Genomic DNA, 24,249 nt, shown 5'->3' on the forward strand with positions numbered 1-24,249 from the left:
CTCCCGGGGTCAAGAGTGGAGTCGAGGGCAAGCCCGCCTCAACACCTCGACTCGACACTTCGACACTTCGACACCTCGGCATCTCGACAAGGAGACCGGATGACTCCCCTCACCACGCTCGCGCCCCGCGCGGAGGAGGGCGGCACGCCGCCCAGCCGCTTCGACGACCACCTCGCGGCGCAGTTGCTCGCCCAGCGGATCGTCCTCCTCGGCACCCAGGTCGACGACGTGTCGGCCAACCGGGTGTGCGCGCAGCTGCTCCTGCTGTCGGCGGAGGACCCGCGCACCGACATCAGCCTGTACGTCAACAGCCCCGGCGGGTCGGTCACCGCGGGGCTCGCCATCTACGACACCATGCGGCTCATCCCGAACGACGTCTCGACGCTGGTGATGGGGTTCGCCGCCAGCATGGGCCAGTTCCTGGTCACCGTGGGGGCGCCCGGCAAGCGGTTCGCGCTGCCGAACGCGCGGATCATGATGCACCAGCCATCGGCGGGCATCGGCGGCACCGCCGCCGACATCGAGATCCAGGCGGAGAACCTCCAGTTCACCAAGAAGGCCATCGAGCGGATCACCGCCGAGCACACCGGGCAGAGCGAGGAGACGATCGCGCGGGACGGCGACCGGGACCGCTGGTTCACGGCCGAGCAGGCCAGGGAGTACGGGATCGTGGACCGGGTGGTGGAGTCGGTCGCCGACATCCGCCCGGCCGTGTCGCGCCGACGGATGGGGCTGTGACATGGGGTCGTACACGGTTCCCTACGTCATCGAGCGGACCGCGCAGGGCGAGCGCTCCTACGACGTCTTCAGCCGGCTGCTGAACGAGCGGATCATCTTCCTCGGCACCGAGATCGACGACGGGGTCGCCAACGTGGTCATCGCGCAGCTCCTGCACCTGGAGTCGGAGAGCCCGGAACGCGAGATCTCGATCTACCTCAACTCGCCCGGTGGATCGTTCACTTCGCTGATGGCGATCTACGACACGATGACGTTCGTGCAGGCGCCGATCTCCACGTTCTGCGTCGGTCAGGCGGCGTCGACGGCGGCGGTGCTGCTGGCCGGCGGAGACCCCGGGCGGCGGTTCGTGCTCCAGCACGCGCGGGTGCTGCTCGGCCAGCCGGCCAGCGGCGGCCGGCAGGGGACGGTGTCCGACCTCAGCCTCGCGGCGAAGGAGATGGTCCGCACCCGCTCGCAGGTGGAGGAGGTGTTGTCCCGGCACACGCACCACGACGTGGCGACGTTGCGCGCGGACATGGACCGGGACAAGGTGTTCACCGCCGAGGAGGCCGTCGCCTACGGGCTCGCCGACGAGGTGCTGAGCCGACGGCTCGCGTTCGGCTGACTCCGCGCGGGCGTGGCCGGTACGGCGGGGCGCGCCACCGTCGTACCGGCCGTCGGTCGGGGCAGGTCCGATCAGGCGGCGAGGCAGAGCCCGTCGTACTGCGCCGTGGGCGACGTGCGGCTCCGGTCCAACCGGCTTCGGCCCACCGCGCCCCGGCCCATCTGGCTCCGGGTGTGCCGGGTCAGTTCGTCCTGCGCGAGCGAGAGCAGGTCGGCGAGGCCGAACCCGAGGGCCCGGGCGGCGGCCGCGAGGACCTCGGAGGAGGCCTCCTTGCGCCCGCGCTCCAGCTCCGACAGGTACGGGATCGAGATCCGGGCCGCCTCCGCCACGTCCTTCAACGTCCTTTCCTGGGCGAGCCGTTCGCGGCGCAACGCGTCGCCGACGAGGTCGCGCCACAGGGGTTCCCTCGGCGCGGGCGCGGGCGCCGGTGACGCTCCCGCCGGCCGCTGCGGGGCGCGGGTCGCCCCGCCGGAACCGGGCGACGAGGTGTGCGGGCGCAGGGGGATGACGCGGGCTTCGTTCGGCGCATGAGTGCTCACCCCTCCAGCCTAGGGATCCGGGGCACCAGGGGAAGGGAGTGGCGTTCTGCCCTGGGTGAAGCCGTACGGGCCGCCCGGCCGGGCCCGTGGCCGTCGAACTCGCCACGGGCCCGGCCTGGTTCCACTACGCGTGCCGCGCCCCGCGCCGGCGCGCGACCACGACCAGCACGCCGCCCGCACCCAGCAGCGCCGCCGCACCGGTCACGCCGAGCGGCAGCACGCTGCCGGCCCCGGTGGTCGGCAGCGCGCCGCCGGGCCGCTCATCGGGCCGGGACGGCCAGGCGCTCGGCGACGGCGGCGACGGCGGCGACAAGGACGCCACCGCCGCCACCGAGGACGACGGGCTCGGTGCCGGGGTCGGTGCCGGGGTCGGGGTCGAGACCGCATCCGGCGACGACGGGGCCGCGCCCGAACCGGCCGACGGGAGCAGCCGGTTGACGACCGTCACCGTGATCCCGTCGTCCAGGGTCTCGCAGGTGAGCACCAGCGGCCCGAAGACCGCGACGGCCGGCGCCGCGTAGCCGTCGGGCGGGCTCACCTCCACCCAGTAGTACGTCCCCGGTCCGACGACGATCCGGCAGATGCCGTCCGCCCCGGTGGTGCAGGGATCGCCGACCGGCGAGTCCTGGTGCCCGCCGGCGGTCTGCGGCCAGCTGGGCCCGCCGTTCCAGCGCCACAGCTGGAACGTCGCCCCGGCCAGCGGCCTGCCGTCCTGGTCGTGCTTGACCAGGGTCAGCGTGCCCTCCTGCGGCCGGAAGCCGAAGTCGAAGGTGTGGTCGTCCTGGCCCGGCCCGCCGGTGGTCAGTTCCCGCTCGGCGTACGTTCCGCCCGGCGGGACGACGCCCTTGGAGTTGATGAACGGGTTGTCGCCGACGTCGTGCCGGGTGGGCACCCACTGGTACAGCGGGCCACCCTCGGCGAAGTCGGCGGGGTTGTCCAGCCGGATCGTGTACTTGGTGTGCGGCTTGAGCCCGCCGTCCACGTTCGAGTCGTCGAAGTAGTACTCGCCGCGCGCCGTCGTCCGCGCCGTGCCGACGAGCTTCCCCGGCCCGTCGTACAGGTGGACGGTGGCGCCCTCCACCGGGCGCTGGCCCGGCTTCTGGATGCCCTTGTGCTCGGCGTCGTACCAGACCCGGTTACCGATCTGCAGCGGCGCCTGGTCGCAGAGCACCTCCAGGTCCCCCATCGAGGCGCCCTTGCCGAACGGCGCGGGCACGTTCGCCGGGTTGAGCCGCAGGCCGAACGCCGGGTCCTGCCTGCCGTCGCGCTGGACGAACGACGTGCCGTAGCCGAAGGCCGTGCTGTTGGGGTCGAACCCGGAGGTCCCGATGGTGTTCTCGACCTTGGACAGTGCCATCCCGGCGTAGGCCGCGTTGTGGTGGACGCCCATCCGGCTGGTGTCGAAGAAGCGGGCGCCCCGGGGCGAGAGCCCGCAGCCGGTGTTGGCGTCCAGCACGTAGGTGCCGCCGCTCAGGCAGGCCTTGTTCAGGTCACCGCCCGACAGCACCTCGCCCACCGCCGCGCCCGACCCCGACTGGCCCGTCGCCCGGTCGGCCATGCGGTCGCGGAAGGCCAGCAGCATCGAGCCGTCCGTCTCGAATCCGACCTCGCCCAGCTCCGGCTCCGGCTGCGCGCGGAAACCGGCGCAGGTCTGGCCGTTCTGCGTGGTCGGGTAGGTGTTCGTCCACGGGAACCAGCCCGCGCCGTCGCACGGGCCCGATCCGACGGTCGACTGGCGCGGGTAGTCCAGCGGCTGGTCCAGCACGGCCGCGCGGAACCGGCCGGTGGCCAGGTCGAAGGGCAGCACGACCGCCCGCAGGTCCGAGGCCTTGCCCGTCGACTCGCCCGAGCAGACCCCGCCGAGGTAGCCGACGCCGTCCTGGAGGCCCAGGCCGAACGGCCGCCAGTCCCCGGCCGAGGCGCAGCCCGGGTCCGGGACCGGGTAGACGCCCCTCGGCTGCGCGGCCGTCGGTGCGGTCGCGTCGTAGCGGTACAGCGTGCGGGTGTTGAGGTTGACGACGAACAGGTCCCTGCCGTCGTTCGTCACCTTGAGCCCGCCGAGGCTCTCCTTGCCCGGCGCGACGAGGAACGCGTCGTCCGTCCCCGGTCCGTGCGCCGTGCTGCCGGCGTCCGGGACGGTGGTGAACAGCGTGGTCCGCCCCTGCGCCGGGTCGGTCACGTAGATGCCGCCGGCGCCGCCGGGGCCGTAGTCCGTGGTGCGCTTGGCCGCCGCCGAGGAGAAGATCCGCCGGTCGGCCTTGTTCCACGCGATGCCGTAGAGCGTGCCCGTCTGCGCGTCGGTGGCGAGGTTCGTGACGTTGACGTCCACGCCGTCCTGGCCGCGCGCGCGGTACGGGAACGACACCAGCGTGCGCTGCGCGCCGCCTCCCCAGGTGGTGTTCTGGCAGGTCGTCACCAGCGGCGCGTTCTGCTGGCAGTAGTCCCCCGGGTACCACAGCCCGGTGGTGTACGAGACGTTCTTGCCGTCGGAGAGGTCGACGAACTCCTCGTTGGAGCTCAGCTGGTTCGGCGCGCCGTCCAGCCCCTGCCGCGAGGCGAACGCCGGGAACAGCACGCCCGGCTTCGGATTCACCACCTGCACCCGGTACGTGCCGCCGTGCTCCCGGCTCCGCGGCGGCGCCAGCGTCACCGTCCCGTCGGCCCCGGTGGTGCCCTCGACGTGGGCCCGCGCCTCGCCGGTGAGCGTCACCTTCACGCCCGCCAGCCCCGGCTCCAGCGCGGGCGTCCACACCCCGGAGGAGTCCACGGCCCGGATCACCCGGACCGTCACCGTCCCGTCCTCCGTCTGCGAGAACGCCGCCGGCGCCGTCAGCGCCCCGCCGCCGCACAGCGCGGCGGCGAGCACCGCGGCCCGCGCGACGCCCTTCCTTCTCCTTCTCGTCCCCACCTGATCCCCACTCTCATGGTCGGCGGACATCTGCCCGATCCGGACAGGACCCCCAGGAGAGCGACAACCGGTCGTCCACGTCCTGGTTTCGGGGCGAATTCACTGGTGTGTGTGACAGGTGAAGGGCCGGAAATCGCATCAAGTTCGGATACGACCGCACAAGTTCGCATACCGCAGGAGAAATCCCGACGCCCGGAGCGCCCGGACCCCCGCGGCGGAGCGGATCCGCAACTCCCCGCAGTCCCGCCCGACGGCGTCTACCACAACGCCCTTTACCACAACGCCCCCCTGCCACGCCGCCGTTCCGGTGCCCGGACGCCGTCCTGCCCGGGGGGCCTTTAGGCCTGAAAGCCGCTATCCGAAGCCGGTGATCAAACCGTAGGAATGGCTCCACGGCCTGATCGGCCACCCACCCGTGATCAGAAGGAGCCCTCACCCATGATCCGTCTTCGCACCTGTATGGCCATTGCCGGTGCCGCGGCGACGTTCGCCCTGACCGCCGCGCCCGCCCAGGCCGCCCCGGGCGACGTCACGACCTCGTGCGGAAGCGTTCTCACCCCGGCCGGCTACGTCGACGTGAGCTGGGGCTACAGCAGCAGTTGCGGCACGCAGAGCTTCAGCCCCAACATCAAGCAGATGAAGCAGCTCACCGGACTGCCCGTCGGCACCGTGGTCCAGGCCTGCTCCACCACCTACCCGCCGGCGGGCTGGGTCCAGACCGGCTCGTACTACACCAGCAGCTGCGTCGCCTGGTCGAACCCGAGCCTCAACAACAACGCCTGGCAGCTGAAGCGCGTCTCCTGACCGGGCGACTCCGCTGGGCCGGCACACCCGGGGCGCTCCCTCAGGAGCGGGGTGCCCGACCGTCCGGGCCGCCGTCCGGGAGGCGGTCCCGGACGGCGGCGTAGGCGGGGCGCGGACGGCGGCCCGAAGCCCGACCGCCGCCGACCGGCCAGGACCGGGCACCGGCATCCGGCACCCGGCGCCCTCGGTGGATCAGCTTTCGGACAGCTGCTCGCGCAGCACCGTGCGCAGGGTGACGGGATCGCGGCCGAGCAGGTCGGCCAGGGTGGGGTCGGTGGCGGCGAACTCGCCGGCGCGGCTGGCGGCGAAGATGCCGAGCAACCGGTCGGCGGTTTCCGCGGGGACGCCTTGGCCCGTCAGCTGCGTGCGGAACTGGTCGTCGGGGGCGGTGGTCCGCGTGACGGTGCGGCCGGTGAGCTCGGTGGTGATGGCGGCGATGTCGTCGAAGGTGAGCGCCTGTCGGCCCGTGAGCGGCGGCGTGGGGCCGTCGAAGCGGCCTTCGTCGGCCAGGATGGCGGCGGCTGCGTCCGCGAGGTCGGCGTGCGCGGTCCAGGCGACCGGCCCGTCCGCGGGGAGCGCGAGCCGGCCGGACTGTGCCGCGTTGCCGAGGAAGTGCGCCGCGCTGGTGGCGTGGAAGCCGTTGCGCAGCGAGGTGAACGGCACGCCGCAGGTGCGCAGGGCCTCCTCGGTGGCGGCGTGGTCGCGGCAGGCCTGGAAGCGCGACGTCGCGCCGGCCCCCATCTGGCTGGTGTAGAGGATGCGACGGGCGCCCGCCGTGACGGCCGCTTCGATCGCGGTGCGGTGCTGCCTGACGCACTCCTCGCCCATCTTGTCGACGGAGACGACGAGGACCTGCGCGGCGTCCTCGAAGGCGTGCGCGAGGCCGGCGGCGTCGGTGAAGTTGCCCTGGCGCACCCGTACCCCTTGGTCGGCGAAGTTCTGCGCCTTCTGCGGGTCGCGGACGCTGACGCCGATGCGTGCCGCCGGTACGCGCGTCAGCAGCCTCTCGACGATCTGACGCCCCAGCTGTCCGGTGGCTCCGGTCACGATGATCATGATGTGCTCCCGTGTCGCGACGAGATGGTTCCAGTGGAAACACTTTCAAGGTATCGCCGATAATAACGATGGAACCAGTGGTGCGGTATCGTTGATTCATGCCATCGCCTTCACGCGACAGGGACGGCGCCACCGCGTCCACCATTGAGTCCGCCCCCGCCTCCCCGGGCCGGGAGCAGACCAGGCAGCGGGTCATCGAGGCCGCCATCGGGCTGCTGACGCGCGGGGGCCGCGACGCGGTCACCACCCGCGCGGTCGCCGATGCGGCGGGCCTGCAGCCGCCGGCCATCTACCGGCTGTTCGGCGACAAGGACGGGCTGCTCGACGCCGTGGCCGAGCACGGTTTCGCCGCGTTCCTCGCCACCAAGCACGTCGACCCCGACCCCCGGGACCCGATCGAGGACCTGAGAGCCGGGTGGGACGTCGCGGTCGAGTTCGGTCTGGCCAACCCCGCGCTGTACACGCTGATGTACACCGAACCCACCGGGACCACCTCGGCCGCCTTCAAGGCCGGCATGGAGATCCTGATGGGCCGCATCCGACGCCTCGCCGTCGGCGGCTGGCTCCGCGTCGACGAGGAACTCGCGGCCCAGATCATCCACGCCACGGCGCGCGGCGCCGTGCTCACCTGGCTGTCCCTGCCCCGGGACCGGCGCGACCCGGCCCTGTTGACCACCCTTCGGGAGTGCATGGTCGCCGCCGTCACCAACCGGCAGCCGGCCGTGAACGAGCCGGGCCCGGCCGGCGCAGCCCGCGCCCTGCGCGCCGCACTGCCCGAACAGACGACGCTCAGCGGCGCCGAGCAGCATCTGCTGGGGGAGTGGCTGAACCGCCTCGCCGCCGACGGCTGACCACCGGCGGCTGGAACGGGCAACGCTACCCCGGCCCCGGTGTCAACTGATGGTGCACCACCTCTCGGACCGTCGCGAGCTGCCCTGGCGGACGGCGACGGAACGAGCAGCCCGTGGCCCCGAGCGCTCGGGACCGGCTCAGCCGCGCAGGTGGTTCAGCAGCGCGTCGCCCGCCGGATAGGGGCGCTCGGCGGGAAGGAGCCGCCGGGCGGCATCCAGAGCCCCGTCCCTCACCTGGGCCTGGACCGTGTGCGCGAGTGCGGTGACGTCGTCGATCGAGACGATCCACTGCTCCGCGTAGCGCTCGGCGGCCTCGCCGGCGAGGCCGCTGGTGCGGCGCTCGGCGGTCGCTGCGGCACCTGCGGTGAGTGCGTGGTGGAGGTGTTCCCGGGTTCCTCCGCTTCCCGGCGGTGCCGGCCGGCGGGTGCCGAACGGCCCGGGCCGTTCGGCACCCAGTGGCGGGGCACCGTCTTTTCATGCTTCTCATGCGTTTCATGCGGCGGCGTGCGGCGAGCGGTGCGGCGGTACAGGCGCCGGATCACCCGATACAGGCGCCGGGGGGCGGGGGCCGGACAGATCCTGGACTATCTGGCGGCGCTTGCGCGACCCTGGCGGTGCCCGACGGCCGGGATCAGTTCTTCCACACGCCCCAGTAGACGTCGGCGTTGTCGCCGGAGCCGCTCTCACGGGTGGTGCGGAAGACGCTGCTGGTGCCGTTCTCGTCGTAGCTGTTGGAACCGGTGTAGGGGTTGGCCCAGTGCAGCTGGACGGTGTTGTTGTTGCGCCAGCCTTCCTCGCAGCCGTACGTGCTGAACGTCGCCCAGCCCTCGGTGCCGGTCAGGAACCCGTTGCTCTCCGACTGGAAGGTGGCGTCGCCGGTGTTCCCCAGGGTCTGCGGCGGCTCCTGGCCCTGCGTCCAGATGCCGTGGGCCAGAGCGTAGCCGGTCCGGTAGAGCGAGCAGCCGGTCCCGTTGTGCAGGTGGACCGTGGTGCTCCGGGCCGCCTGGGTGGTGGCCTGGGCGGTGGCCGGGGCGGCCTGGGCGGTGCCGGTGGCGATGGTGCCGAGCCCGATGGCGCTTACCGCGGCCAGCGCCGCGAAGCGTGCGGAGGTACGCATGGTTCCCTCGATTCCGTGTGCCTTCGGTGGGCGGCGCGGGCGGTGTCCCGCGCCGTGGTGAACGATGCGCCGCGCCGACAGACAAACGATGGACGGTGCGTCCCGCGCCGTTCACCGCACCGTTCGCAACGCCCGTCCATCGTTTGTCAGTTGGCGTGGCGTACGAGCACCCGGGCGGCCGCCCGTCCTGACGAAGGCCCCGGAGACGTCCTCCCTCACAGTGGAGTGAGGATGTCCTGGTCCGCCCCGTCGAGGACGAAGCCGTTGTCCAACCGGACCCGGACCGTCACCCGGTTCCCCCGTTCCCGGTGCGCGGTCCACTGCGGCTCCAGCGCGGCGATCTCCGCCTCCAGGCGCTCGCGGCTCGCCACCGGCATGGTGTGCCCGTAGTCCTCGAACAGCGCTTTGAGCCGCTGGTACTCGCGAACCTCATGGCTCTCCGGGAGTTCCCCGTCCACCCGCTCGACGGTGCCCTCCATCCCGGATCCCAGTGAGAGGAACCCGACGACGACCCCGGGCTCCCCGGCGACCGCCTCACCGATCCTGAGATCCTCGGCCAACCTGACGCGCCGGCCTTCCTTCAGGGTCATCCGTCCTCTGCCTCTCCATCGATCGAGGCCGCCGGCGCCGCCGGCCCGCGGCCACGGCCATTATCCGCGGTCGCGTCACGGTGCAAGATCCTCGGCGACAGAGCCTCCGCCGTCTCCGAAGGTGAGCGAGGTGCTGCCGCTGCTCTACCTGCACGGCTTGTCCTCGGGGGGCTTCGTGCCTGCGCTGGAGCAGTTCCTCGGCTCGGCGGCCGGCCTGTCACCGGCCACCGTGACCCGGCTGGCCAGGCAGTGGCGGCGTTGTCAGCGCTCGCTCGTTGGGGCGAAGGGCCCGTCCAGGGCTGCCCATTGCAGGAGCAGGATGGTCTTTCCGTCGGTGATGCGTCCCTCGCGGGTCATGGCGAGGGCCTGGGCGAAGGGCAGTTCGAGGACCTCGATGTCCTCGCCGTCCTCCTCGAGTCCGCCGCCGGTTCCGGTCCGGTCGGCCGGTGTGTAGGGGGCGGCGAAGAAGTGGAGGCGTTCGGTGACGGAGCCGGGACTCATGTAGGCGTCGAGGATGTGGGTGAGCGGTCCGAGGGTGACGCCGAGTTCTTCGGCGCTCTCGCGGCGGATGGCTGTGGGCGGGTCGTCCGCGTCGAGCAGGCCTGCGGCGGCTTCGATGAGCATGCCGTCGGGGTGGTCGTTGACGTAGGCCGGGTAGCGGAACTGGCGGGTGAGCAGGACTCGGCCGCGTTCGGTGTCGTAGGGCAGGACGACGGCGCCGTTGCCGCGGTCGTAGGTCTCGCGCTGCTGGGTCTCCCAGCGTCCGTCGCGGCGGCGGTAGTCGAAGGTGGTGCGCCGCAGGACGTGCCAGCCCTGGGAGGTGAGCTCGACGTCGCGGACCCGGATGTCGGGGTTGCGGTCCAGGCCGCGTCCGGCCTGGTCGAGGCCGGTGCGGCCGCGGTGGTGTAGATGCCCGGGCGGCTGCTCACGCGGTCTCCCGCGGGGTGCGGCGGGGGATCTCGGCCGCGTCGTGGTAGACGGGCAGGCCGAGGCGGCGGGCGGTGGCGACGTCCTGGTCGGCTCCGGCGGAGTCGCCGGGCAGGCGCAGTACAGCGTCGCAGTGTGTGAGCAGGCGGTCGGCGGTCGGGTAGAGGACCTGGTCGGCGAGGGGGTCGGTGGGGCCCGCGCCGGCTGAGCGCAGGACGGGCAGGGCGATCCACTCCCCGATCACGGGCAGGTGGCCGGCGGCGAAGACGGGCCAGGCGGCGGCTTCGAGGCGGGCGAGGTTGACGGCCATGGCCTGCGGATCGCCGTCGGTGCCGGAGCGGTAGGGGCCGGCGATGAGGATGAGCATGGGCTTGTCGGGCATACGCGCTACGATACATGCAGAAACGTGCAAGAACAGGAGAGATTACGAATGCTGGCTGCTGAACGGCGCGACCACCTGCTCGGTCTGCTCGCCCGCGAGGGCAAGATCGTCGCCAAGGACGTCGCCGCCGACCTGGGGATCTCCGAGGACAGTGTGCGACGTGACCTGCGCGATCTTGCCGCCGAAGGACTCTGCCAGCGGGTCTACGGCGGCGCGTTGCCTGTCTCGCCGGCGGTGGTGGACTACGCCGCCCGACAGAGCGTGGCCCCAGACGGCAAACGGAAGGTCGCCTCGGCGGCCGCCGCCCTGGTGCGGCCGGGCAACACCCTGATCCTCGACGGCGGCACCACCGCCCTCGCCGTCGCCCACGCACTCCCGCAACACCTGGCCTGCACCGTGATCACCCACAGCCCGACGATCGCCGCGGCCCTGCTCGACCATCCGCAGGCGGAACTCTTCCTGCTCGGAGGCCGGATCTTCAAGCACTCGGCGGTCGCCTGCGGTGCCGCCGCGGTCGAGGCCGCGCAGAACATCTCCGCCGACCTCTGCCTGCTCGGCGTCACCGGCGTGCACCCCGAAGCGGGACTGACCACCGCAGACGCAGAGGAGGCCGCAATGAAGCGCGCCCTGGCCGCACGGGCCGCGGACACCTACATCCTCGCCTCCTCCGAGAAGATCGGCACCGCTTCGCGGTTCCGCGTCCTGCCCTGGGAGAAAGTCAGCGGACTGATCACCGACGCCGACCCTCACGACGCGGTCGTCGAGCAACTCAAAGCGCTCGGCCTGGAAGTCCTGCCAGCCGACTGACAGCTACGAGCCAACACGGGATCGCGGACCGGCCGGCACGTGTCCAGAGCACCATCCCGCCACCACCACGGCTCAGCGATCCACAGGAATTGACGATCACTCCTTCGACGGGCTGGTCGGTCGGATCGTTCGAACGGCACGTCGATCGTGGTGGCGTGTCTGCTGGCGCTGGATGTCATCCTGTTCGCCGCTGGATCGCCTCACTGCCTCAGACGGGATGAACCGACCCTCTCCTGCCCCGCTCGAATCCCGGCCGGGCCGTGTTCTAGGGTTTCGTGGTTCTGCCCCGGCGGGCAGGCCAGCCGGCGTCCCGCGAAGCCCAGCGGGACTGATCGTTCTCACGGTTACGTCCACCACCAGGGCCCGGTCTCGTCCGCGGCGCACATCCCCGCGACCACTCTGTCAGGCCCCGCACGGCCCGTCAGCTCCCGGGTCGCCGTGCCCAGAACAGGATATGGCCGCTGTCGCCCTCGGGGACGAACTCCTCGTGCGATACCTCCAAACCGGCTTGCAGCAGCCAGGACCGGTTCGTGTCCGCGTCCGCTTGACTCCACCACATCGCAGCCCCGCCACCGAGCCAGTTCTCGTCGGTCCCGGTCCAGGTTTGATGCCCGGTGGTGACCACAAGCCAGCCTCCCGGCCGCAGCCACGATGCGATCCGCCCCAGCAGGGCAGGCTGTTCCTCGACAGGAATGTGGATCAGCGCGTACAAGCAGATCACAGCGTCGAAGGTCCCCGACGGGAACGCCAGGGTCGTGGCGTCCGCTCGAATGAACTCGGCCTCCGGCGCCAGCTCCCGAGCCCGTTGGACCTGGACGTCGCTGATGTCGACGCCCGTGACACGGTGCCCCGCTGCGGCGAGCGACCGGACCACGGGGACTCCTGTCCCGCACCCCACATCCAGAACCACGCCCGCCTCCGGGAGCCGCCCGAGCAACTCCTCGATCCACGATCCGTACTTCGTCTCGCTGTTGAACACCCGCTCGTAATGCGCGGACAGCAGATCGTACCCACGCCGGACCAAGTCCTTCGGATCTTCAGCATCCACAATGGCGCACCGTAACGGTCTCTGGCCGGCGGAGCGACTCCATTCCGGCTGCCTCCGGCCGGGTCCGGCGGCCACCTCTGGCCCCACAGATCAAGGTGACGGTCCGGCTCGCCGACAACCCCTGACATCGGCGTTCGATTTCCGACCTGGGCAAACGTCGCTGGAATCTTTAGGAATAGGCACTTACAGGGCTTCCCACCGGCGGATTAGGTGATAACCCACCTTGGCAAGGGCCGGCGACGGTCCTGTTCTACCGGCGCGAGACGAGGGGCCGCTGGACCCGCTGGAACACCGACTTCGCGGCGCAGAGCCTGCACGGCTTCGGCGTCGGCCTGCCGGCGCCGCCCGCCGTCGTCGCCGCGCCTCGATCATTGCCTCCCACCTCGGTTGATTGCTAAGAGCGTGTGATGTATCACTTTCGGTTATGTCGATGATTCGTGTCGCACCATGAACACCCTGCCTGTAGCCGACGCCCGGAGCGCAGGATGGGGGGCCTACCTCCGACTGGCCAAGGCCGACTCACTCGACCGGTTCCTCTTACCGATCCTCGTCGGCTGGTCTGCTCTGTCGACCGAGTCCTGGCTGTCCGCCAGCAGTGCCCGCGTGGTCACGCTGATCACACTCGGCACGGGGTCACCTGCCTCGCCTGGTCACGGCGGTTGTCACCGCCTGGGGCAGCGAACCGGCCGGTCAAGGCCGGCGCTCCAACCCGGCGGGGGACGGCCGCCGTGTGCATCACCAGAGCACTACGCCGACCTGACGCTCCAGGAGACGCAGATCGTCCGCTTCGTCGCCCAGGGGATGTCCAACCGGGACATCGCCGCCCAGCTCTTCCTGAGTTCGCGAACGGTCGCCTACCGCCTCTGGAAGGCCTATCCGAAGCTCGGCGTCGGCTCGCGCGGGGAACTGGCGGCGCTGGTCTGACGGCGCTGGTCCGAAAAAACCGGTTGCGGGGGAGCGCGGCCCAGATCACGATGTGCGGCATGTACCTGTGCTGACGACTGCCACGTAGCAACTCACCCCTACGCGATCGACCTCTGCGCCGGGCCACCGGCCGCGCGCTGAGTCGATGACACGCGCGCTCACGCGATCGACCGCCCTCGGCGCTCGGCCATGCCGCCATGTGGCCATGTCCCGAGGCGATGAGACGCGCTGTCGCGAGTTGCCACGGAGAGACACACCTGTCGCGCGATCGACCTCGGGGCGCCCGCCATGCGGCCACCCGCCCCGAGGCGATGACACGCGCCCTCGTGAGCACTCGTCAGATCCCAGGAGCCCCGGCCGATCCAGCCGATCCGGCCTGCGCGCGTTCCTGCTGAACCAGGAAACAGACCACCATGCATACCGAACGCAAGGCCCGCTGGGCCGTGCGCCAGTCCGCGCTGCCCACCGTCGTCCGCAGCTGCCCGGACTGCTCCAGCACACGGCACCGGCCCTCAGGCAAGATCCGTGTCAACGCCAACGGCAAGCTCATCGACGTCTGGCTGCTGCTCAGCTGCGCGGGCTGCGACCGGACCTCGAAGGTGCCCGTCCACGAGCGCGTCCACACGTCATCGCTGGAACCCGCCCGCAGGGAGGCGTACGAGAACAACGACCTCGCCGTGGTGCGGGAACTGACGATGAGTGCGTCGCTCGCCGCCAAGAACGGCTACCGCCTGGACTGGAGCGGCACCTGGGAGCTGGAGGCACGCACGCCGCTCCACGCGATCGACGATCCGACCCCGCTGACGGTGCTGGTGAGCTTCGAGCTGCCGGTCCCGGTCCGGGTCGAACGCCTGCTCATGTCCGGCCTCGGCCTCAGCCGCAGCCGGGTCCGCCGGATGGTCGCGGACGGCCGCATCCGCCTGCCGCTCGCCCCGGACGCCAAGGCGCGCCGCGACTTCGAGCTGACGGTCCACGCTCCGGCGGCGACCCTGGCTCAGCTCGCGGCTCCGGTCGCGGCGACGCGGCGGGAGGCGGTGCGCGAACTCGGCGCCGCCGACACCGTCGAGGCGCCGCTGCGCCTGTCGCGCGCGGTGTCCGGGGCGTAGGCCGACGGCTCGGTGCGGGGCGGTACCCGTGCGCGGCTCACGGACTCGCCGTTCGTGAGCCGCGTGGTGGGCTCCCGCGTGGTGGGTCCAGCCTCCTCCGACGACGCAGTCCGGGGTACCGCAACGGTGGTGGCAGCCGATGATCGGAGCGTGACCGGCTCCCCGGGCGTCCCCAGGCCCGACGGCATGATCGTCGCCATCGACGCAGGTCACCAGGCTGTGTGCTTCTACCGTCACTACCCGCAGCCGGTGGCCGCGGTACGGCGGCACCTGCCACGCCCGACCCTGCTGCGGCGCTGGCTGGCTGCCACCGACCGGTTGGATCCGGCGGAGGGCGGCGCGGTGGTGCTGCGCTGCTGGCCACCGATCCCGACGGCCGCACCGTGATCGCCTCCGGCGCCGTCACGGCCTACGATCCGCCGACCCTGTTGGAGCTGGACCTCGACCCGCACGGGCGGGTCCGGTTCGACCTGACCGACGAGGGCGGCGGCACGGCTCTCGCCTTCAGCACCAAGCTGCCCGCGCCCTCCTCCGGGAGGCTTCCGGGAAGCGGGTGGTGACAGACATCGCGACCAGGTGACAACTACCTTGACCAGTCACACCAGGGTGCTGACGGCGATCAGGGGCAGGGCCAGTTCGGTGGTCCTGTCGCCGAACTGTGAGGCCGACTGACCGGCCCAGAAGCGGCGGAACCGCCGATCCCGCCACAGCGGGCCCGTGTCGGTGGAGGTGGTCAAGGATCGCCAGCCGCACCGGATGCGCCAAGGCCCGCATGGCTTGGGGGTCAGTGATCTCGATATCGTCCAGGCGATTGTTGGAGGCCATGGCGTGAGAGTCAACTCTCGCATCGGCGGCTTCGTCTGTGGTCCTGCGCTCGGCGCCCCTCTCCGGTCCTGGCCGCGACGGGGTTCCGTGCCCGTGTGCAGCCCCTCTGCCTTCCGTCCGCCGACGGCGGTACCGGGAGCGGCACAGGCCCCCCAGGTGGGAGATCGTCAGGTTCCGGCCGAAGCCCGCGGCGCCGCATGTCCATCGGGGGGTCGGCAGAGAACAGTTGTACTCGACCGGTCGGTGATTGCGTCCCACTCCTTGGCAGGGGCGGCAGCCCGGAGAGCGCCCCGGGTAGCGCCGGTCCCTCGACCGCGTCGGGCCGGTGACACGCGGGGGCATTGCTGCCACCCTGAGCGTATGAGTACGGGCCAGGCCCAGCCGCTGTGCACGGATGTTGCTCCACGGCACCGGGAAGGCGATGCCGCCTCCCCGGCCCAACCGCCCACGCCCGTAACCCCCGTGGTCTGGTCCTACCGATCGTTGTTTCTCAGGGAGGCACGATGACCGGCCGAGTGATCTACGCGTCGTTCGAGTTCCAGTTCCCGCTGGGCGGCATTCGGGTGCTGAACCAGCAGGTCTCGCTGCTGCGGGCCGTCGGCGTCGAGGCGTTCCGCTGGACGCCAACGCCGGGATTCCGTTACACGTGGTTCGACGACGACGTGCCGACGCTGTCCGGCATGACCTTGGACCTCGGGCCCGAGGACGTGCTGGTGCTGCACGAGGTCAGCGTGGTGCCGGGCCACGACCCGGCGCCCGGCGGCCACAAGGTGATCTACTCGCAGGGGCACTACGTCAACTTCCTGACCTGCCCCGAACCCGGCCCGTATCCGGGATGGTCGGACCGGCCGGCTCTGTGGACGATCTCGAAGGCGGGCGTCGACATGTTCCGCCGCGCCCTGCCCGAGTTCGAACCGCACCTGGTGCCGAACGTCATTGACACCGAGTTGTTCCGACCGGCGTCGACCGAGCGGGTTCGGCGCATCGCGTGGATGTCCCGCAAGCGCCCGATCGAGACCACTCTGCTCCGCCGTCTGCTGCACGCCGACCCGCGGTTCGAGGGCGTGGAGCTGTACGACATCCACGCGGTCCCCCACGAGGAGGTCGCTCGCGTCCTGTCCGACACGTCGGTGTTCATCGCGTTGGGAGCGCCCGAGGGCGAGGGCTTCGGATTGCCGCCGGCCGAGGCGATGGCCAGCGGCTGCCTGGTGACGGGTTACGCCGCCGGCGGCGGAGCGGAACTGTTCGACTCGCCGTCCGCGTGGCGGATCCCGGAGCTCGAAACGGATCGGTTGGCGGACAAGGCCCTTGAGCTGCTCGACCTGCCCGGCCAGGACGAGGTGCGGCGGGCGGGCCGTCAGTGGGTCGCCGACCGGTACACCACCCGGGCCGCCGTCGAGGCACTGATCGAGGGCATCCGCAAAGCGCGTGCCCTCCCCGGCGGGGCGGCGAAGGCCACCCATCCGGCCGCCTGGATGGAGGAGTTGTTGAGGCGCTTCCCGGTGCCGCCGGAGACGCACGCCCGGGTGGAACCACCGGCCGCTTCGTAGTCCTCCAGCCGGACTGCTCCGTTCCCGCCGGCCACCGGCCCGAAAGCGGGGAGCGACGGCCCGCACCAGCGCGGTGCAGGCCGTCGCCACCTCGCACGACCCCGTGCTCGGCGGGTGACGCAGCAGGTCAGGCCGGACGTCGGCCTGCCCACCCACGGCCCGCTGCGACAGGCTTCAGCGGGAGTGTTGCCGCACGGGCGAGAGGTGCAGTTGCTGCGGGGCGGAGTGCAGGTGTGTCGAGAGGTCCGGCAGGGGGGCGGTGTCGCCCGTGGTGAACCACACCAGGACGTCCTCGCCGGCCCGTACGGGCAGGGCGGGGAAGTCGTTCTCCGCGTGTTCGGTGCGGTGAACCGCCAACGGCGGGGTCCGGACGGCCAGTTCCGGGCGCAGACGCCGCTCGAAGTGGTCGGCGAAGGCGGCGGGGTCCAGGGGGTGGCAGATGGTCGCGACGACCGGTCCGGCGTCGGCCGGGGTGGTGAAGCCCGGGCCGCGCAGCAGCAGGACGTCGTCCGAGTCCACCATCGTCGCGTTGGCGGCGTCCCGGTGCTCCTTCCAGACCGGCCCGTAGTAGAAGGCGTGCAGTGCTCGTGCCCGCGACGCCATGTCCGGGAAGCTGCGCAGCCAGACGAAGCGGTCCGGGTCGTCCAGGTCCCGGAACCGGCCGCCGACGGTGATGCCCACTGCCTGCTGTCCGGTCACGAACTCCCGCTCGAAGAGGTCGATCAGAGTGTCGCGGGCACCTTGGTGCAGGGTGTACTGGCGCAGTTCGACGATGCTCACGAGGCGTCCTGCAACTGGACACGGCTGAGTTCCGTGACCCGGTCGAGCGCCCGGCTGTGTCCGCCGTTCACGGAGAACTCCTGCGCCCGGCTGTCACCGCCGGCCGGAACCCCGGTGAGTCTGCGGACGGCCATGCCCCGGGAACCGTGGAGGAAGTCGGAATCGATCATGGCCGCAGGCTAGAACCGGTCCACTGACACCTCCTGTCAGTGGATACTGACAGCTGTGCGCGCCAGCCGACTGATCTCGCTGCTCCTGCTCCTCCAGAACCGGGGAAGGATGACGGCCCGGCAGCTCGCCGACGAGCTGGAGGTGTCGGTCCGCACGGTCTACCGGGACCTCGAAGCGCTCGGCGCCGCCGGGATCCCGCTGTTCGGCGAGGCCGGTCACGGCGGCGGCTACCGGCTGCTCGACGGGTACCGCACCCGGCTGACGGGCCTGACCGCCGATGAGTCGCAGGCCCTGTTCCTGGCCGGGCTGCCCGGCCCGGCGGCCGAGTTGGGCCTGGGCGAGGTCCTGGCGGCCGCCCAGCTCAAGCTGCGGGCCGCCCTACCGGCGGAGCTCCGCGAGCGGGCCGGGCTGATCCAGGAGCGCTTCCACCTCGATGCGCCCGGCTGGTACGGGGACGTGGACGAGACGCCGCACCTGGCGGCCGTCGCGGCCGCGCTCTGGGACCGGCGCAGGGTGTGGGTCCGCTACCGACGGTGGAAGGCGCCCACCGAGGTGGAACGGCGACTGGAGCCGTACGGACTGGTCCTCAAGGCCGGCCGCTGGTATCTGGTCGCTGCCGCGGGCGGTGCCACCCCGCGTACGTACCGGGTCGACCAGATCCTCGAACTGCGAGAACTGGAAGAGGAGTTCCAGATACCCGCGAGCTTCGACCTGGCTGCACACTGGCGGGACCGGCTCGCCGACTTCCATGCCCGACTGCACACCGCGGAGGCGACGGTGCGACTGTCGCCGCGCGGTGTCGCCCGGGGCCGCGAGCAGCTCGGCCGCGCGTTCGACCGGGCGGTCACGGATTCGGGGGTGACCGAGGCGGACGGCTGGACCAGGGCGTCCGTGCCCATCGAGTCCCTTGGCCACGCCCACGACGAGTTCCTGAGACTGGGCACCGACGTGGAGGTCCTCGAACCACCGGAGCTGCGTGCCCGGCTGGCCGCGACCGCCCGCGCACTCGCCGACCGATACGGGGCCTGACGTGGGTGAATTCCCTTCCCTGCCCTACGCCTCTGACGGGACGTGTGCCGGGTCGCCTGTCCGCCGGCCCGGGCCGGCCTGCCTGCCCGATCCGCTGGGCCGATCCGCTGGGCCGATCCGCTGGGCCGATCCGCTGGGTCGCACGGTGCGATGCGGTGCATCGAGGAAATCCGCTTGACCGTTCCGGCGGGGCCATTTGATAGTGGCCCAAACAGTCTGCGCACATGCTCGGATTCCACCCGGGAAGCCCTGGTGGCGTGGATGTCGTCATCGACAGGGAAGCGGTGATGCAGACGCCGGAACCGTCCGCTCGTCCGAGCCGCCTGCCGTCGCTGACCGGTATGCGGTTCATCGCGGCGTTCGCCGTGCTGGTATCCCACCTGGCCGGTCAGATCGTCGGATCGATACACCCCGGTCTGCCGTACCTGATCACGACCCTCGGACCGGTCGGGGTGGCGTTCTTCTTCGTGCTCAGCGGCTTCATCCTCACCTGGGTCGCCGACCCGAACGACACCGCCGGACTGTTCTGGCGCCGACGCCTGGTGAAGATCCTTCCGAATCACCTGACGACCTTCACGGCCACCGTGGCGTTGATGGCCGCTGCGGGCGTTCCGATCATGGTGATCAACACGATCCCGCCGCTGCTGCTGATCGAGCCCTGGATTCCCGACTTCGACGCCCTCGGCGGGCTGACCGGATGCTCGAATTCGTCTTCGGCATCCTGATGGCGCGCATCGTGATCTCGGGGAAGTGGATCCGTCTGGGCATGACGCCGGCGTTCCTGCTGACCATCGCCTGCGTGGTGGTCCAGTCCCACCTGCCCGGCGTGTTCCGCCTCTGCGCCGGACCGACCGCGGCCGCACTCGCCCTGCTGATCGCGGCCGCCGCCTCCGCCGACGTACGCACCGCACGCACCCCCTTCAGCGGCCGGACCATGGTGTGGCTCGGCGAGATCTCGTTCGCCCTCTACCTCGTGCACTACCTCGTGATCCAGTACGGCCCGATCGACGGCGTGCACGCCACGGGCGGGACGGCGGGCGGCGCCGCGTCGACGCGGCTGGTGCACATCCTGCTCACCGTCGCGATCAGCCTCGTCCTCGCGGCGGCCCTCTACACACTGGTCGAACGCCCGGCGGTCCGACGCTTCAGCCGGCCGCGCGGCCGCCGCGCCGGACCCACCCCGGTCCGTGAGGACGGCCGGCCCCGTACGCGTCGGCGCGATGAGCTCTCCCTCCGTCATCCTGGAGCCGTCACCCATGACGAAACCCAGCCCTGACCCGGCATCAGAACTCCCCGGACTCCTCGGACTCCCTGAATTCCCGGTCACCCGGCCGGACTCCCGCCCCCTCGACCCCGACGAGACCTACGCCCGGCTGCGCGCCCACGCGCCGGTGTCACCGGTGCGCTGCCCGGCCGGGATGGACGCATGGCTGGTCAGCCGCTACGAGGACATCCGGAGCGTGCTCACGGATCCCCGGCTGAGCTCCCGCGGCGCGGGATCGATGCACATGCTGCCCTCCTACGACCGGCGCGACCCGGCCCCGGGCTCGATGATCCAGCTGGACGGGGAAGAGCACGCACGGCTGCGACGGCTGCTGATCGGTGAGTTCACCGTGCGACGGATGGAGGCGCTGCGTCCGTCCGTCCAGCGGATCACCGACCGGCACGTCGATGCGATGCTCGCCGGGTCGAGCGCCGACCTGGTACGGGACTTCGCGCTGCCGATCCCGTCGCTGGTGATCTGCGAGCTGCTCGGCGTGCCCTACGACGACCACGAGTCCTTCCAGCGCGACAGCGAGGTGCTGATCGGCTTCGGGGCCGACGCGGCCACCCGCGACGCGGCCACCCGGCGGCTGGAGGGCTACCTCGGCGAGCTGATCGTTCGGCGCCGGGCCGAGCCGCAGGACGACCTGCTGAGCCGGCTGATCGTCCGCGGCGAGACGACCGAACACCCCCCCCACCGTAGGGGAGTTGGCCACGCTCGGCGTACTTCTGCTGGTCGCCGGGCACGAGTCGACGGCCAACATGATCGCGCTCAGCGCCCTGGTGCTGATGGCGGACCGGGAGCGGGCGGCCGCGCTGCGGGCCGCCCCGGACACCATCGGCACGGCCGTGGAGGAACTGCTGCGCTACCTGTCCGTGATCCAGTTCGGGCTGCTGCGGTACGCCACGGAGGGCGTCACCGTCGGCGGTACCGCGGTGGCGGCGGGAAGCTGGCTGGTCGCCGCGATCCCGTCCGGAAACCGGGACGAGGACCTGTTCCCGGCCCCGGACACCGTCGACCTGCGCCGACCGCCCCGCACGCACCTGGCGTTCGGGTTCGGTCCGCACCAGTGCATCGGCCAGCAGCTGGCCCGGATCGAGTTGCAGGTCGCGCTGACCACACTGCTGCGCCGCGTGCCGGGGCTACGGCTGGCCGAGCCGTTGGCGCAGTCCGCGTTCAAGCACAACGACATCGTCTTCGGCCTGCGGAGCATGCCGGTCCTCTGGTGACGTCCGGGGCTTCGAGGGCTCGCGGCGCCCGCCGGCGGCCACGGCAGCGGCGGGCCCGCGTTCTCCCGCGTTTCCCTCTGGCCGGATCCAGCCCCTCCGCCCTCCGTGCGCGCGGACCGGCACTCACGTGCCCGGCAGCCCCGGGAGCGGCACCGGCCGCCCAGGTGGGAGACCGTCAGGTTCCGGCCGAAGCCTCCGGCACCGCTTGTCCATCGGGGAGTCGGCAGAGAACAGTTGTACTCGACCGGCCGGTGATCGCGTCCCACTCCTTGTGAACGAGAGGACATCGTCATGACCGACGTGTACGAGCCCCCGACGCTGGACGTGTACGAGCCCCCGATGCTGATCGAACTCGGTGACTTCGCGGACCTCACCCGGGGCTTCGACATCGGCAACCAGTCCGATGTCCACGGCTACTACCTCGCCCCCTGAGGAACCGGCCGATGAGCGGTCACCCGCGGACCTGGTTCGTGGTCCTTCCGGACACCGAAGCCGGGGCCGCGACGGCCGCGGTGTGGGGCACGGCCGAGTGCCGTGCCCTGCACCACCCCAGCGGGCGTCCCTGGATCCTCGGCCACTGGCCGGCCGACGAGCCGGTCACCGCCCAGGCCGGACCGGTCGCGCTGGCCGTGTTCGGCACCTCCGACGCCGACCCGCACCGCCTGCGCCGCCACGCCGAACGCGTTCGCGACCCGCGGGACGTGCTCGCCCTCGGCGGCGACCTCGCGGGCAGCTTCCACCTCCTCGCCACCGTGCATGGCACCGTGGCCGCGCGCGGCTCGCTGTCCGGACTGCGCCGACTCCACCTGGCCGAGGTCGACGGCGTCCCCGTGCTGTCCGACCGGGCCGACGTCCTGGCCGCCGCCGCCGGCCTCAGCCCGTCCCTCGACCGGCTCGCCCTCAGGCTCGCCGAGCCGCTGCCGCACCCCGTCGACGCGCTGCCCCTGTGGCCGGGACTCGCCGCCGTGCCGCCGAACCACGCGGCCGTGCTCGCCCCCGGACGCCCCGCCCGCACCGTCGCCCACTGGCACCCGCCGGCCCCGCGGCGAGCCCGGCCCGAAGCCGCGACGGCGCTCGGCCAGGCCCTGCGCCGGGCCGTCGACACCCGGACCAGGGACGGCGGGCTCATCGCCGCCGACCTCTCCGGCGGGCTGGACTCCACACCCCTGTGCTTCCTGGCCGCCACGGGCCCGGCCGAACTGCTCACCGTCACCATCGGCTCCGTCGACCCCCACCACGAGGACGCCGCCTGGGCGCAGCGAGCCGCGCACCACCTGCCCGGCCGACGACTCGTGCTGGCGGCCGAGGACATTCCCGCGATGTTCGCCGACATCGACACACCCGGACCGCAGGGCGACGAACCGTTCGCCTGGACCCGGACCAGAGCCCGCGACGAAGCCGTCGCCCGGCTGCTCGCGACGCACGGCGCCCGGCTGCGGATCAGCGGCGAAGGCGGCGACGAGGTGCTGCAGGCCCTGCCCGCCTACCTGCGCACCGTCCTGCCACGGCACCCGGCCACCGCCGCCCGCCACCTGCGCGGACACCGGGCCCGCCTGCGCTGGACGCTACCGGACGCCCTGAGCGCCCTCAGCGACCCCCGGCCGTATTCGGCCTGGCTCGCCCGCGCCGCCGACCGCCTCACCCACCCCGACCCGCCGCGCACCACCCAACTGCTCGGCTGGGGGATGGCACCCCGGCTGCCGCCCTGGGCCACCGCCCGGACCGCCGAACTGGTACGCGAACAGCTGCGGGCCGGCCAGGGCTCGGAACCGCTGGCGCCGGAGCACGCCCAGCACCAGGCGCTGCGCATGGTCCGGCACAGCGCGGCGGCCATGCGGCAGCTGATCGACGCCACCGCCCGCGCGGGAACGCCGTACAGCGTGCCCTTCCTGGACGACCAGGTCCTCGACGCCTGCCTGGCCGCCGACCCCGCCACCCGCGGAACGCCCTTCGCGTACAAGCCGCTGCTCACCGCGGCCGTCGCGCCCGACGTGCCGGCCGACCTCCTCCGGCGCACCGGCAAGGGCGACTTCAGTCCGGACACCTACCAGGGGCTCGCCCGCCACCGCGCCGAACTCGCCGCGCTCATCGACGACAGCGCCCTGGCCCGCGCCGGACTGGTCGACCCCGCCGTCCTCCGGCAGGCCTGCCTCGGGCTGTACCCGCCCGGCACCTCCTACGCGGCCCTGGACGCGACGCTCGCCTGCGAGCACTGGCTGCGCGCCCACGGGACGAGCCGGCACCCCGCTTCCCCGACCACCGCCCAAGGAGCTTGAATGGCCACCCGGTTGCGCCCCGACGTGACGCTCACCCCGACCGACGACGGCGCCGTCGTCCTGGACGAACGCTCCGGCCGCTACTTCCAGTTGAACCGCACCGGGCTGCTCATCCTGCGGTCCCTGCTGGAGGACCGGACCGCCGACGAGATCGCCGCCGACCTCGGCGGCCGGTTCCCGGTCACGGCGGCCCGGGCACGTTCCGACGTCGACCGGCTGCACGAGAGCCTGCGCACCGCCGGGCTGGTCACCGGATGAGCCTGCACGCGCACGCCGACCACGTGGGCCGGCCGCCCTGGCACCTGCGGCCGGCCGTGCTCGCGGCGATCGGCGCGGCGCGGCTGGTCGAACGGCTCCCCCCTGCCCGGATCCGTCGGCTGATGAGCGCACTGCGGCGCGGCGCCCGCCCCGCCGGCCGGGCCGAGGCACTGGCCGCCCGGCAGGCCGTGGTCGCCCTCAGCATGCGCTGCGCCGGCCAGGGATGTCTCCAACGCTCGATCGCCGCAGCGCTGTTGTGCCGCACGCGCGGCACCTGGCCGACCTGGCGCACGGGCGTGCGAACCGCGCCCTTCCGCGCCCACGCGTGGATCGAGGCCGACGGCGAACCCGTCGACGAGCCCGCCGAACTCGCCCACTTCCACCCGCTGATCACCGTCGCACCGGAACACCGACCGGGCCCGTGACCTCGTCGCCTCGCCCGGGTCCGGCCGTGGGTGGGTGCCGG

The 24,249-nt window shown here is 72.1% G+C and carries 31 protein-coding genes and 1 pseudogene; 19 read left to right on the forward strand and 13 right to left on the reverse strand.

What is annotated here, in order from left to right; translation table 11 throughout:
• The first annotated feature begins 99 nt into the window (after nucleotides 1–99).
• Together AC07BF_RS20985 and AC07BF_RS20990 are read left to right on the forward strand one after the other, a co-directional pair.
• On the forward strand, nucleotides 100–738 hold the full coding sequence (locus AC07BF_RS20985; RefSeq protein WP_363586912.1) for an ATP-dependent Clp protease proteolytic subunit: 639 nt from the start codon (nucleotides 100–102) through the stop codon (nucleotides 736–738).
• Between the two features lies 1 nt (nucleotide 739).
• Nucleotides 740–1,342, forward strand: a complete 603-nt coding sequence (locus AC07BF_RS20990; RefSeq protein ID WP_331745151.1) for a ClpP family protease — start codon at nucleotides 740–742, stop codon at nucleotides 1,340–1,342.
• 71 nt (nucleotides 1,343–1,413) lie between these two features.
• On the opposite strand, the gene AC07BF_RS20995 is transcribed toward AC07BF_RS20990, so the two are convergent.
• Nucleotides 1,414–1,881 (reverse strand): helix-turn-helix domain-containing protein, encoded by a 468-nt coding sequence (locus tag AC07BF_RS20995; RefSeq protein ID WP_363586911.1) that lies wholly within the window; start codon nucleotides 1,879–1,881, stop codon nucleotides 1,414–1,416.
• Nucleotides 1,882–2,005: 124 nt separating this feature from the next.
• Entirely contained in the window at nucleotides 2,006–4,819 is a 2,814-nt protein-coding gene (locus AC07BF_RS21000; RefSeq protein WP_363586910.1) for an SdrD B-like domain-containing protein, read from the reverse strand.
• 408 nt (nucleotides 4,820–5,227) lie between these two features.
• On the opposite strand from AC07BF_RS21000, the gene AC07BF_RS21005 reads away from it, so the two are divergent.
• Nucleotides 5,228–5,593, forward strand: coding sequence for a hypothetical protein (locus AC07BF_RS21005; protein WP_363586909.1), 366 nt, complete (start codon nucleotides 5,228–5,230; stop codon nucleotides 5,591–5,593).
• Between the two features lie 192 nt (nucleotides 5,594–5,785).
• On the opposite strand, the gene AC07BF_RS21010 is transcribed toward AC07BF_RS21005, so the two are convergent.
• Entirely contained in the window at nucleotides 5,786–6,649 is an 864-nt protein-coding gene (locus AC07BF_RS21010) for an NmrA family NAD(P)-binding protein (protein ID WP_478333736.1), read from the reverse strand.
• Between the two features lie 98 nt (nucleotides 6,650–6,747).
• On the opposite strand from AC07BF_RS21010, the gene AC07BF_RS21015 reads away from it, so the two are divergent.
• Nucleotides 6,748–7,500, forward strand: a complete 753-nt coding sequence (locus AC07BF_RS21015; protein ID WP_478333737.1) for a TetR/AcrR family transcriptional regulator — start codon at nucleotides 6,748–6,750, stop codon at nucleotides 7,498–7,500.
• Nucleotides 7,501–7,638: 138 nt separating this feature from the next.
• Here AC07BF_RS21015 and AC07BF_RS21020 read toward each other — a convergent pair whose 3' ends face one another.
• The 3 genes from AC07BF_RS21020 to AC07BF_RS21030 all read right to left on the reverse strand — a co-directional run bounded on the left by AC07BF_RS21020 (nucleotide 7,639) and on the right by AC07BF_RS21030 (nucleotide 9,207).
• Nucleotides 7,639–7,956, reverse strand: a complete 318-nt coding sequence (locus tag AC07BF_RS21020) for a DUF4291 family protein (protein ID WP_478333767.1) — start codon at nucleotides 7,954–7,956, stop codon at nucleotides 7,639–7,641.
• Nucleotides 7,957–8,131: 175 nt separating this feature from the next.
• Nucleotides 8,132–8,617, reverse strand: a complete 486-nt coding sequence (locus AC07BF_RS21025) for a hypothetical protein (protein WP_363586906.1) — start codon at nucleotides 8,615–8,617, stop codon at nucleotides 8,132–8,134.
• A gap of 215 nt (nucleotides 8,618–8,832) precedes the next feature.
• Nucleotides 8,833–9,207 carry a hypothetical protein gene (locus AC07BF_RS21030; RefSeq protein WP_478333738.1) on the reverse strand — a complete coding sequence of 125 codons (375 nt, stop codon included), beginning with the start codon at nucleotides 9,205–9,207 and terminating at the stop codon, nucleotides 8,833–8,835.
• Between the two features lie 112 nt (nucleotides 9,208–9,319).
• Here AC07BF_RS21030 and AC07BF_RS21035 point away from each other — a divergent pair.
• Nucleotides 9,320–9,463 (forward strand): annotated as a pseudogene (locus tag AC07BF_RS21035) (IS256 family transposase); the annotation flags it as partial.
• A 5-nt stretch (nucleotides 9,464–9,468) separates the two neighbouring features.
• Here the strand turns inward: AC07BF_RS21035 and AC07BF_RS21040 are convergent.
• Both AC07BF_RS21040 and AC07BF_RS21045 read right to left on the reverse strand, forming a co-directional pair.
• Nucleotides 9,469–10,071 carry an NUDIX domain-containing protein gene (locus AC07BF_RS21040; RefSeq protein ID WP_478333768.1) on the reverse strand — a complete coding sequence of 201 codons (603 nt, stop codon included), beginning with the start codon at nucleotides 10,069–10,071 and terminating at the stop codon, nucleotides 9,469–9,471.
• A 61-nt stretch (nucleotides 10,072–10,132) separates the two neighbouring features.
• Nucleotides 10,133–10,516, reverse strand: coding sequence for a DUF4406 domain-containing protein (locus AC07BF_RS21045; RefSeq protein WP_478319125.1), 384 nt, complete (start codon nucleotides 10,514–10,516; stop codon nucleotides 10,133–10,135).
• Between the two features lie 48 nt (nucleotides 10,517–10,564).
• On the opposite strand from AC07BF_RS21045, the gene AC07BF_RS21050 reads away from it, so the two are divergent.
• Nucleotides 10,565–11,323 (forward strand): DeoR/GlpR family DNA-binding transcription regulator, encoded by a 759-nt coding sequence (locus tag AC07BF_RS21050; protein WP_363586944.1) that lies wholly within the window; start codon nucleotides 10,565–10,567, stop codon nucleotides 11,321–11,323.
• A gap of 421 nt (nucleotides 11,324–11,744) precedes the next feature.
• On the opposite strand, the gene AC07BF_RS21055 is transcribed toward AC07BF_RS21050, so the two are convergent.
• Nucleotides 11,745–12,371 carry a class I SAM-dependent methyltransferase gene (locus AC07BF_RS21055; RefSeq protein ID WP_363586902.1) on the reverse strand — a complete coding sequence of 209 codons (627 nt, stop codon included), beginning with the start codon at nucleotides 12,369–12,371 and terminating at the stop codon, nucleotides 11,745–11,747.
• 447 nt (nucleotides 12,372–12,818) lie between these two features.
• Here AC07BF_RS21055 and AC07BF_RS21060 point away from each other — a divergent pair, with 447 nt between their 5' ends.
• From AC07BF_RS21060 to AC07BF_RS21075, 4 genes are all read left to right on the forward strand, one after another.
• Nucleotides 12,819–13,295 (forward strand): helix-turn-helix transcriptional regulator, encoded by a 477-nt coding sequence (locus AC07BF_RS21060; RefSeq protein ID WP_478318980.1) that lies wholly within the window; start codon nucleotides 12,819–12,821, stop codon nucleotides 13,293–13,295.
• 413 nt (nucleotides 13,296–13,708) lie between these two features.
• On the forward strand, nucleotides 13,709–14,401 hold the full coding sequence (locus tag AC07BF_RS21065; protein WP_363586901.1) for a DUF1062 domain-containing protein: 693 nt from the start codon (nucleotides 13,709–13,711) through the stop codon (nucleotides 14,399–14,401).
• Between the two features lie 150 nt (nucleotides 14,402–14,551).
• The gene (locus AC07BF_RS21070) at nucleotides 14,552–14,788 is read left to right on the forward strand and encodes a hypothetical protein (protein WP_363586900.1); all 237 of its coding nucleotides are present in this window, start codon (nucleotides 14,552–14,554) and stop codon (nucleotides 14,786–14,788) included.
• Entirely contained in the window at nucleotides 14,785–14,961 is a 177-nt protein-coding gene (locus tag AC07BF_RS21075) for an SRPBCC family protein (RefSeq protein WP_363586899.1), read from the forward strand. Before AC07BF_RS21070 ends, AC07BF_RS21075 begins: the two co-directional genes overlap by 4 nt.
• 36 nt (nucleotides 14,962–14,997) lie before the next feature.
• Here AC07BF_RS21075 and AC07BF_RS21080 read toward each other — a convergent pair whose 3' ends face one another.
• A complete protein-coding gene (locus tag AC07BF_RS21080; RefSeq protein ID WP_478333739.1) occupies nucleotides 14,998–15,138 on the reverse strand; it encodes a hypothetical protein in 141 nt (46 codons plus the stop codon).
• A 591-nt stretch (nucleotides 15,139–15,729) separates the two neighbouring features.
• Between AC07BF_RS21080 and AC07BF_RS21085 the strand changes: the two genes are divergently transcribed.
• On the forward strand, nucleotides 15,730–16,776 hold the full coding sequence (locus AC07BF_RS21085; protein WP_363586898.1) for a glycosyltransferase: 1,047 nt from the start codon (nucleotides 15,730–15,732) through the stop codon (nucleotides 16,774–16,776).
• Nucleotides 16,777–16,950: 174 nt separating this feature from the next.
• Here the strand turns inward: AC07BF_RS21085 and AC07BF_RS21090 are convergent, their stop codons facing one another.
• Nucleotides 16,951–17,556 carry an NIPSNAP family protein gene (locus tag AC07BF_RS21090; protein WP_363586897.1) on the reverse strand — a complete coding sequence of 202 codons (606 nt, stop codon included), beginning with the start codon at nucleotides 17,554–17,556 and terminating at the stop codon, nucleotides 16,951–16,953.
• The gene (locus AC07BF_RS21095; RefSeq protein WP_363586896.1) at nucleotides 17,553–17,726 is read right to left on the reverse strand and encodes a hypothetical protein; all 174 of its coding nucleotides are present in this window, start codon (nucleotides 17,724–17,726) and stop codon (nucleotides 17,553–17,555) included. The genes AC07BF_RS21090 and AC07BF_RS21095 overlap by 4 nt, the downstream gene beginning before the upstream one ends.
• 55 nt (nucleotides 17,727–17,781) lie before the next feature.
• Here AC07BF_RS21095 and AC07BF_RS21100 point away from each other — a divergent pair, with 55 nt between their 5' ends.
• The 3 genes from AC07BF_RS21100 (at nucleotide 17,782) to AC07BF_RS21110 (ending at nucleotide 20,032) form a co-directional block, all read left to right on the forward strand.
• Nucleotides 17,782–18,756 (forward strand): helix-turn-helix transcriptional regulator, encoded by a 975-nt coding sequence (locus tag AC07BF_RS21100; RefSeq protein WP_478333740.1) that lies wholly within the window; start codon nucleotides 17,782–17,784, stop codon nucleotides 18,754–18,756.
• Between the two features lie 257 nt (nucleotides 18,757–19,013).
• The gene (locus AC07BF_RS21105; protein WP_363586894.1) at nucleotides 19,014–19,481 is read left to right on the forward strand and encodes an acyltransferase family protein; all 468 of its coding nucleotides are present in this window, start codon (nucleotides 19,014–19,016) and stop codon (nucleotides 19,479–19,481) included.
• Complete coding sequence (locus tag AC07BF_RS21110; RefSeq protein WP_363586893.1) at nucleotides 19,454–20,032, forward strand: acyltransferase family protein; 579 nt, start codon at nucleotides 19,454–19,456, stop codon at nucleotides 20,030–20,032. Before AC07BF_RS21105 ends, AC07BF_RS21110 begins: the two co-directional genes overlap by 28 nt.
• Nucleotides 20,033–20,150: 118 nt before the next feature.
• Here AC07BF_RS21110 and AC07BF_RS21115 read toward each other — a convergent pair whose 3' ends face one another.
• The gene (locus AC07BF_RS21115; RefSeq protein ID WP_478333741.1) at nucleotides 20,151–20,708 is read right to left on the reverse strand and encodes a hypothetical protein; all 558 of its coding nucleotides are present in this window, start codon (nucleotides 20,706–20,708) and stop codon (nucleotides 20,151–20,153) included.
• Nucleotides 20,709–20,727: 19 nt separating this feature from the next.
• Here AC07BF_RS21115 and AC07BF_RS21120 point away from each other — a divergent pair, with 19 nt between their 5' ends.
• The 5 genes from AC07BF_RS21120 to AC07BF_RS21140 all read left to right on the forward strand — a co-directional run bounded on the left by AC07BF_RS21120 (nucleotide 20,728) and on the right by AC07BF_RS21140 (nucleotide 24,208).
• The gene (locus AC07BF_RS21120) at nucleotides 20,728–21,249 is read left to right on the forward strand and encodes a cytochrome P450 (RefSeq protein WP_478333742.1); all 522 of its coding nucleotides are present in this window, start codon (nucleotides 20,728–20,730) and stop codon (nucleotides 21,247–21,249) included.
• Between the two features lie 291 nt (nucleotides 21,250–21,540).
• Nucleotides 21,541–21,681 carry a lasso RiPP family leader peptide-containing protein gene (locus tag AC07BF_RS21125; protein WP_350878647.1) on the forward strand — a complete coding sequence of 47 codons (141 nt, stop codon included), beginning with the start codon at nucleotides 21,541–21,543 and terminating at the stop codon, nucleotides 21,679–21,681.
• A gap of 11 nt (nucleotides 21,682–21,692) precedes the next feature.
• A complete protein-coding gene (locus AC07BF_RS21130) occupies nucleotides 21,693–23,525 on the forward strand; it encodes an asparagine synthase-related protein (RefSeq protein WP_400806597.1) in 1,833 nt (610 codons plus the stop codon).
• Nucleotides 23,526–23,783 (forward strand): lasso peptide biosynthesis PqqD family chaperone, encoded by a 258-nt coding sequence (locus AC07BF_RS21135; protein ID WP_363586890.1) that lies wholly within the window; start codon nucleotides 23,526–23,528, stop codon nucleotides 23,781–23,783. It abuts the gene before it with no gap.
• Nucleotides 23,780–24,208 (forward strand): lasso peptide biosynthesis B2 protein, encoded by a 429-nt coding sequence (locus tag AC07BF_RS21140; RefSeq protein WP_331745183.1) that lies wholly within the window; start codon nucleotides 23,780–23,782, stop codon nucleotides 24,206–24,208. The genes AC07BF_RS21135 and AC07BF_RS21140 overlap by 4 nt, the downstream gene beginning before the upstream one ends.
• Nucleotides 24,209–24,249: the final 41 nt, after the last annotated feature.

The sequence above is a fragment of the Kitasatospora sp. NPDC043950 genome, from assembly GCF_056435345.1.

What these genes read in the sequence shown, in the direction of transcription:
- AC07BF_RS20985 (WP_363586912.1), top strand. Translation starts at nt 100, where the DNA reads ATGACTCCCCTCACCACGCTCGCGCCCCGCGCGGAGGAGGGCGGCACG.
- AC07BF_RS20990 (WP_331745151.1), top strand. Translation starts at nt 740, where the DNA reads ATGGGGTCGTACACGGTTCCCTACGTCATCGAGCGGACCGCGCAGGGC.
- AC07BF_RS21000 (WP_363586910.1), bottom strand. Translation starts at nt 4,819, where the DNA reads ATGTCCGCCGACCATGAGAGTGGGGATCAGGTGGGGACGAGAAGGAGA.
- AC07BF_RS21005 (WP_363586909.1), top strand. Translation starts at nt 5,228, where the DNA reads ATGATCCGTCTTCGCACCTGTATGGCCATTGCCGGTGCCGCGGCGACG.
- AC07BF_RS21010 (WP_478333736.1), bottom strand. Translation starts at nt 6,649, where the DNA reads ATGATCATCGTGACCGGAGCCACCGGACAGCTGGGGCGTCAGATCGTC.
- AC07BF_RS21015 (WP_478333737.1), top strand. Translation starts at nt 6,748, where the DNA reads ATGCCATCGCCTTCACGCGACAGGGACGGCGCCACCGCGTCCACCATT.
- AC07BF_RS21025 (WP_363586906.1), bottom strand. Translation starts at nt 8,617, where the DNA reads ATGCGTACCTCCGCACGCTTCGCGGCGCTGGCCGCGGTAAGCGCCATC.
- AC07BF_RS21030 (WP_478333738.1), bottom strand. Translation starts at nt 9,207, where the DNA reads ATGACCCTGAAGGAAGGCCGGCGCGTCAGGTTGGCCGAGGATCTCAGG.
- AC07BF_RS21045 (WP_478319125.1), bottom strand. Translation starts at nt 10,516, where the DNA reads ATGCCCGACAAGCCCATGCTCATCCTCATCGCCGGCCCCTACCGCTCC.
- AC07BF_RS21050 (WP_363586944.1), top strand. Translation starts at nt 10,565, where the DNA reads ATGCTGGCTGCTGAACGGCGCGACCACCTGCTCGGTCTGCTCGCCCGC.
- AC07BF_RS21060 (WP_478318980.1), top strand. Translation starts at nt 12,819, where the DNA reads ATGAACACCCTGCCTGTAGCCGACGCCCGGAGCGCAGGATGGGGGGCC.
- AC07BF_RS21065 (WP_363586901.1), top strand. Translation starts at nt 13,709, where the DNA reads ATGCATACCGAACGCAAGGCCCGCTGGGCCGTGCGCCAGTCCGCGCTG.
- AC07BF_RS21085 (WP_363586898.1), top strand. Translation starts at nt 15,730, where the DNA reads ATGACCGGCCGAGTGATCTACGCGTCGTTCGAGTTCCAGTTCCCGCTG.
- AC07BF_RS21095 (WP_363586896.1), bottom strand. Translation starts at nt 17,726, where the DNA reads ATGATCGATTCCGACTTCCTCCACGGTTCCCGGGGCATGGCCGTCCGC.
- AC07BF_RS21110 (WP_363586893.1), top strand. Translation starts at nt 19,454, where the DNA reads ATGCTCGAATTCGTCTTCGGCATCCTGATGGCGCGCATCGTGATCTCG.
- AC07BF_RS21125 (WP_350878647.1), top strand. Translation starts at nt 21,541, where the DNA reads ATGACCGACGTGTACGAGCCCCCGACGCTGGACGTGTACGAGCCCCCG.
- AC07BF_RS21130 (WP_400806597.1), top strand. Translation starts at nt 21,693, where the DNA reads ATGAGCGGTCACCCGCGGACCTGGTTCGTGGTCCTTCCGGACACCGAA.
- AC07BF_RS21135 (WP_363586890.1), top strand. Translation starts at nt 23,526, where the DNA reads ATGGCCACCCGGTTGCGCCCCGACGTGACGCTCACCCCGACCGACGAC.
- AC07BF_RS21140 (WP_331745183.1), top strand. Translation starts at nt 23,780, where the DNA reads ATGAGCCTGCACGCGCACGCCGACCACGTGGGCCGGCCGCCCTGGCAC.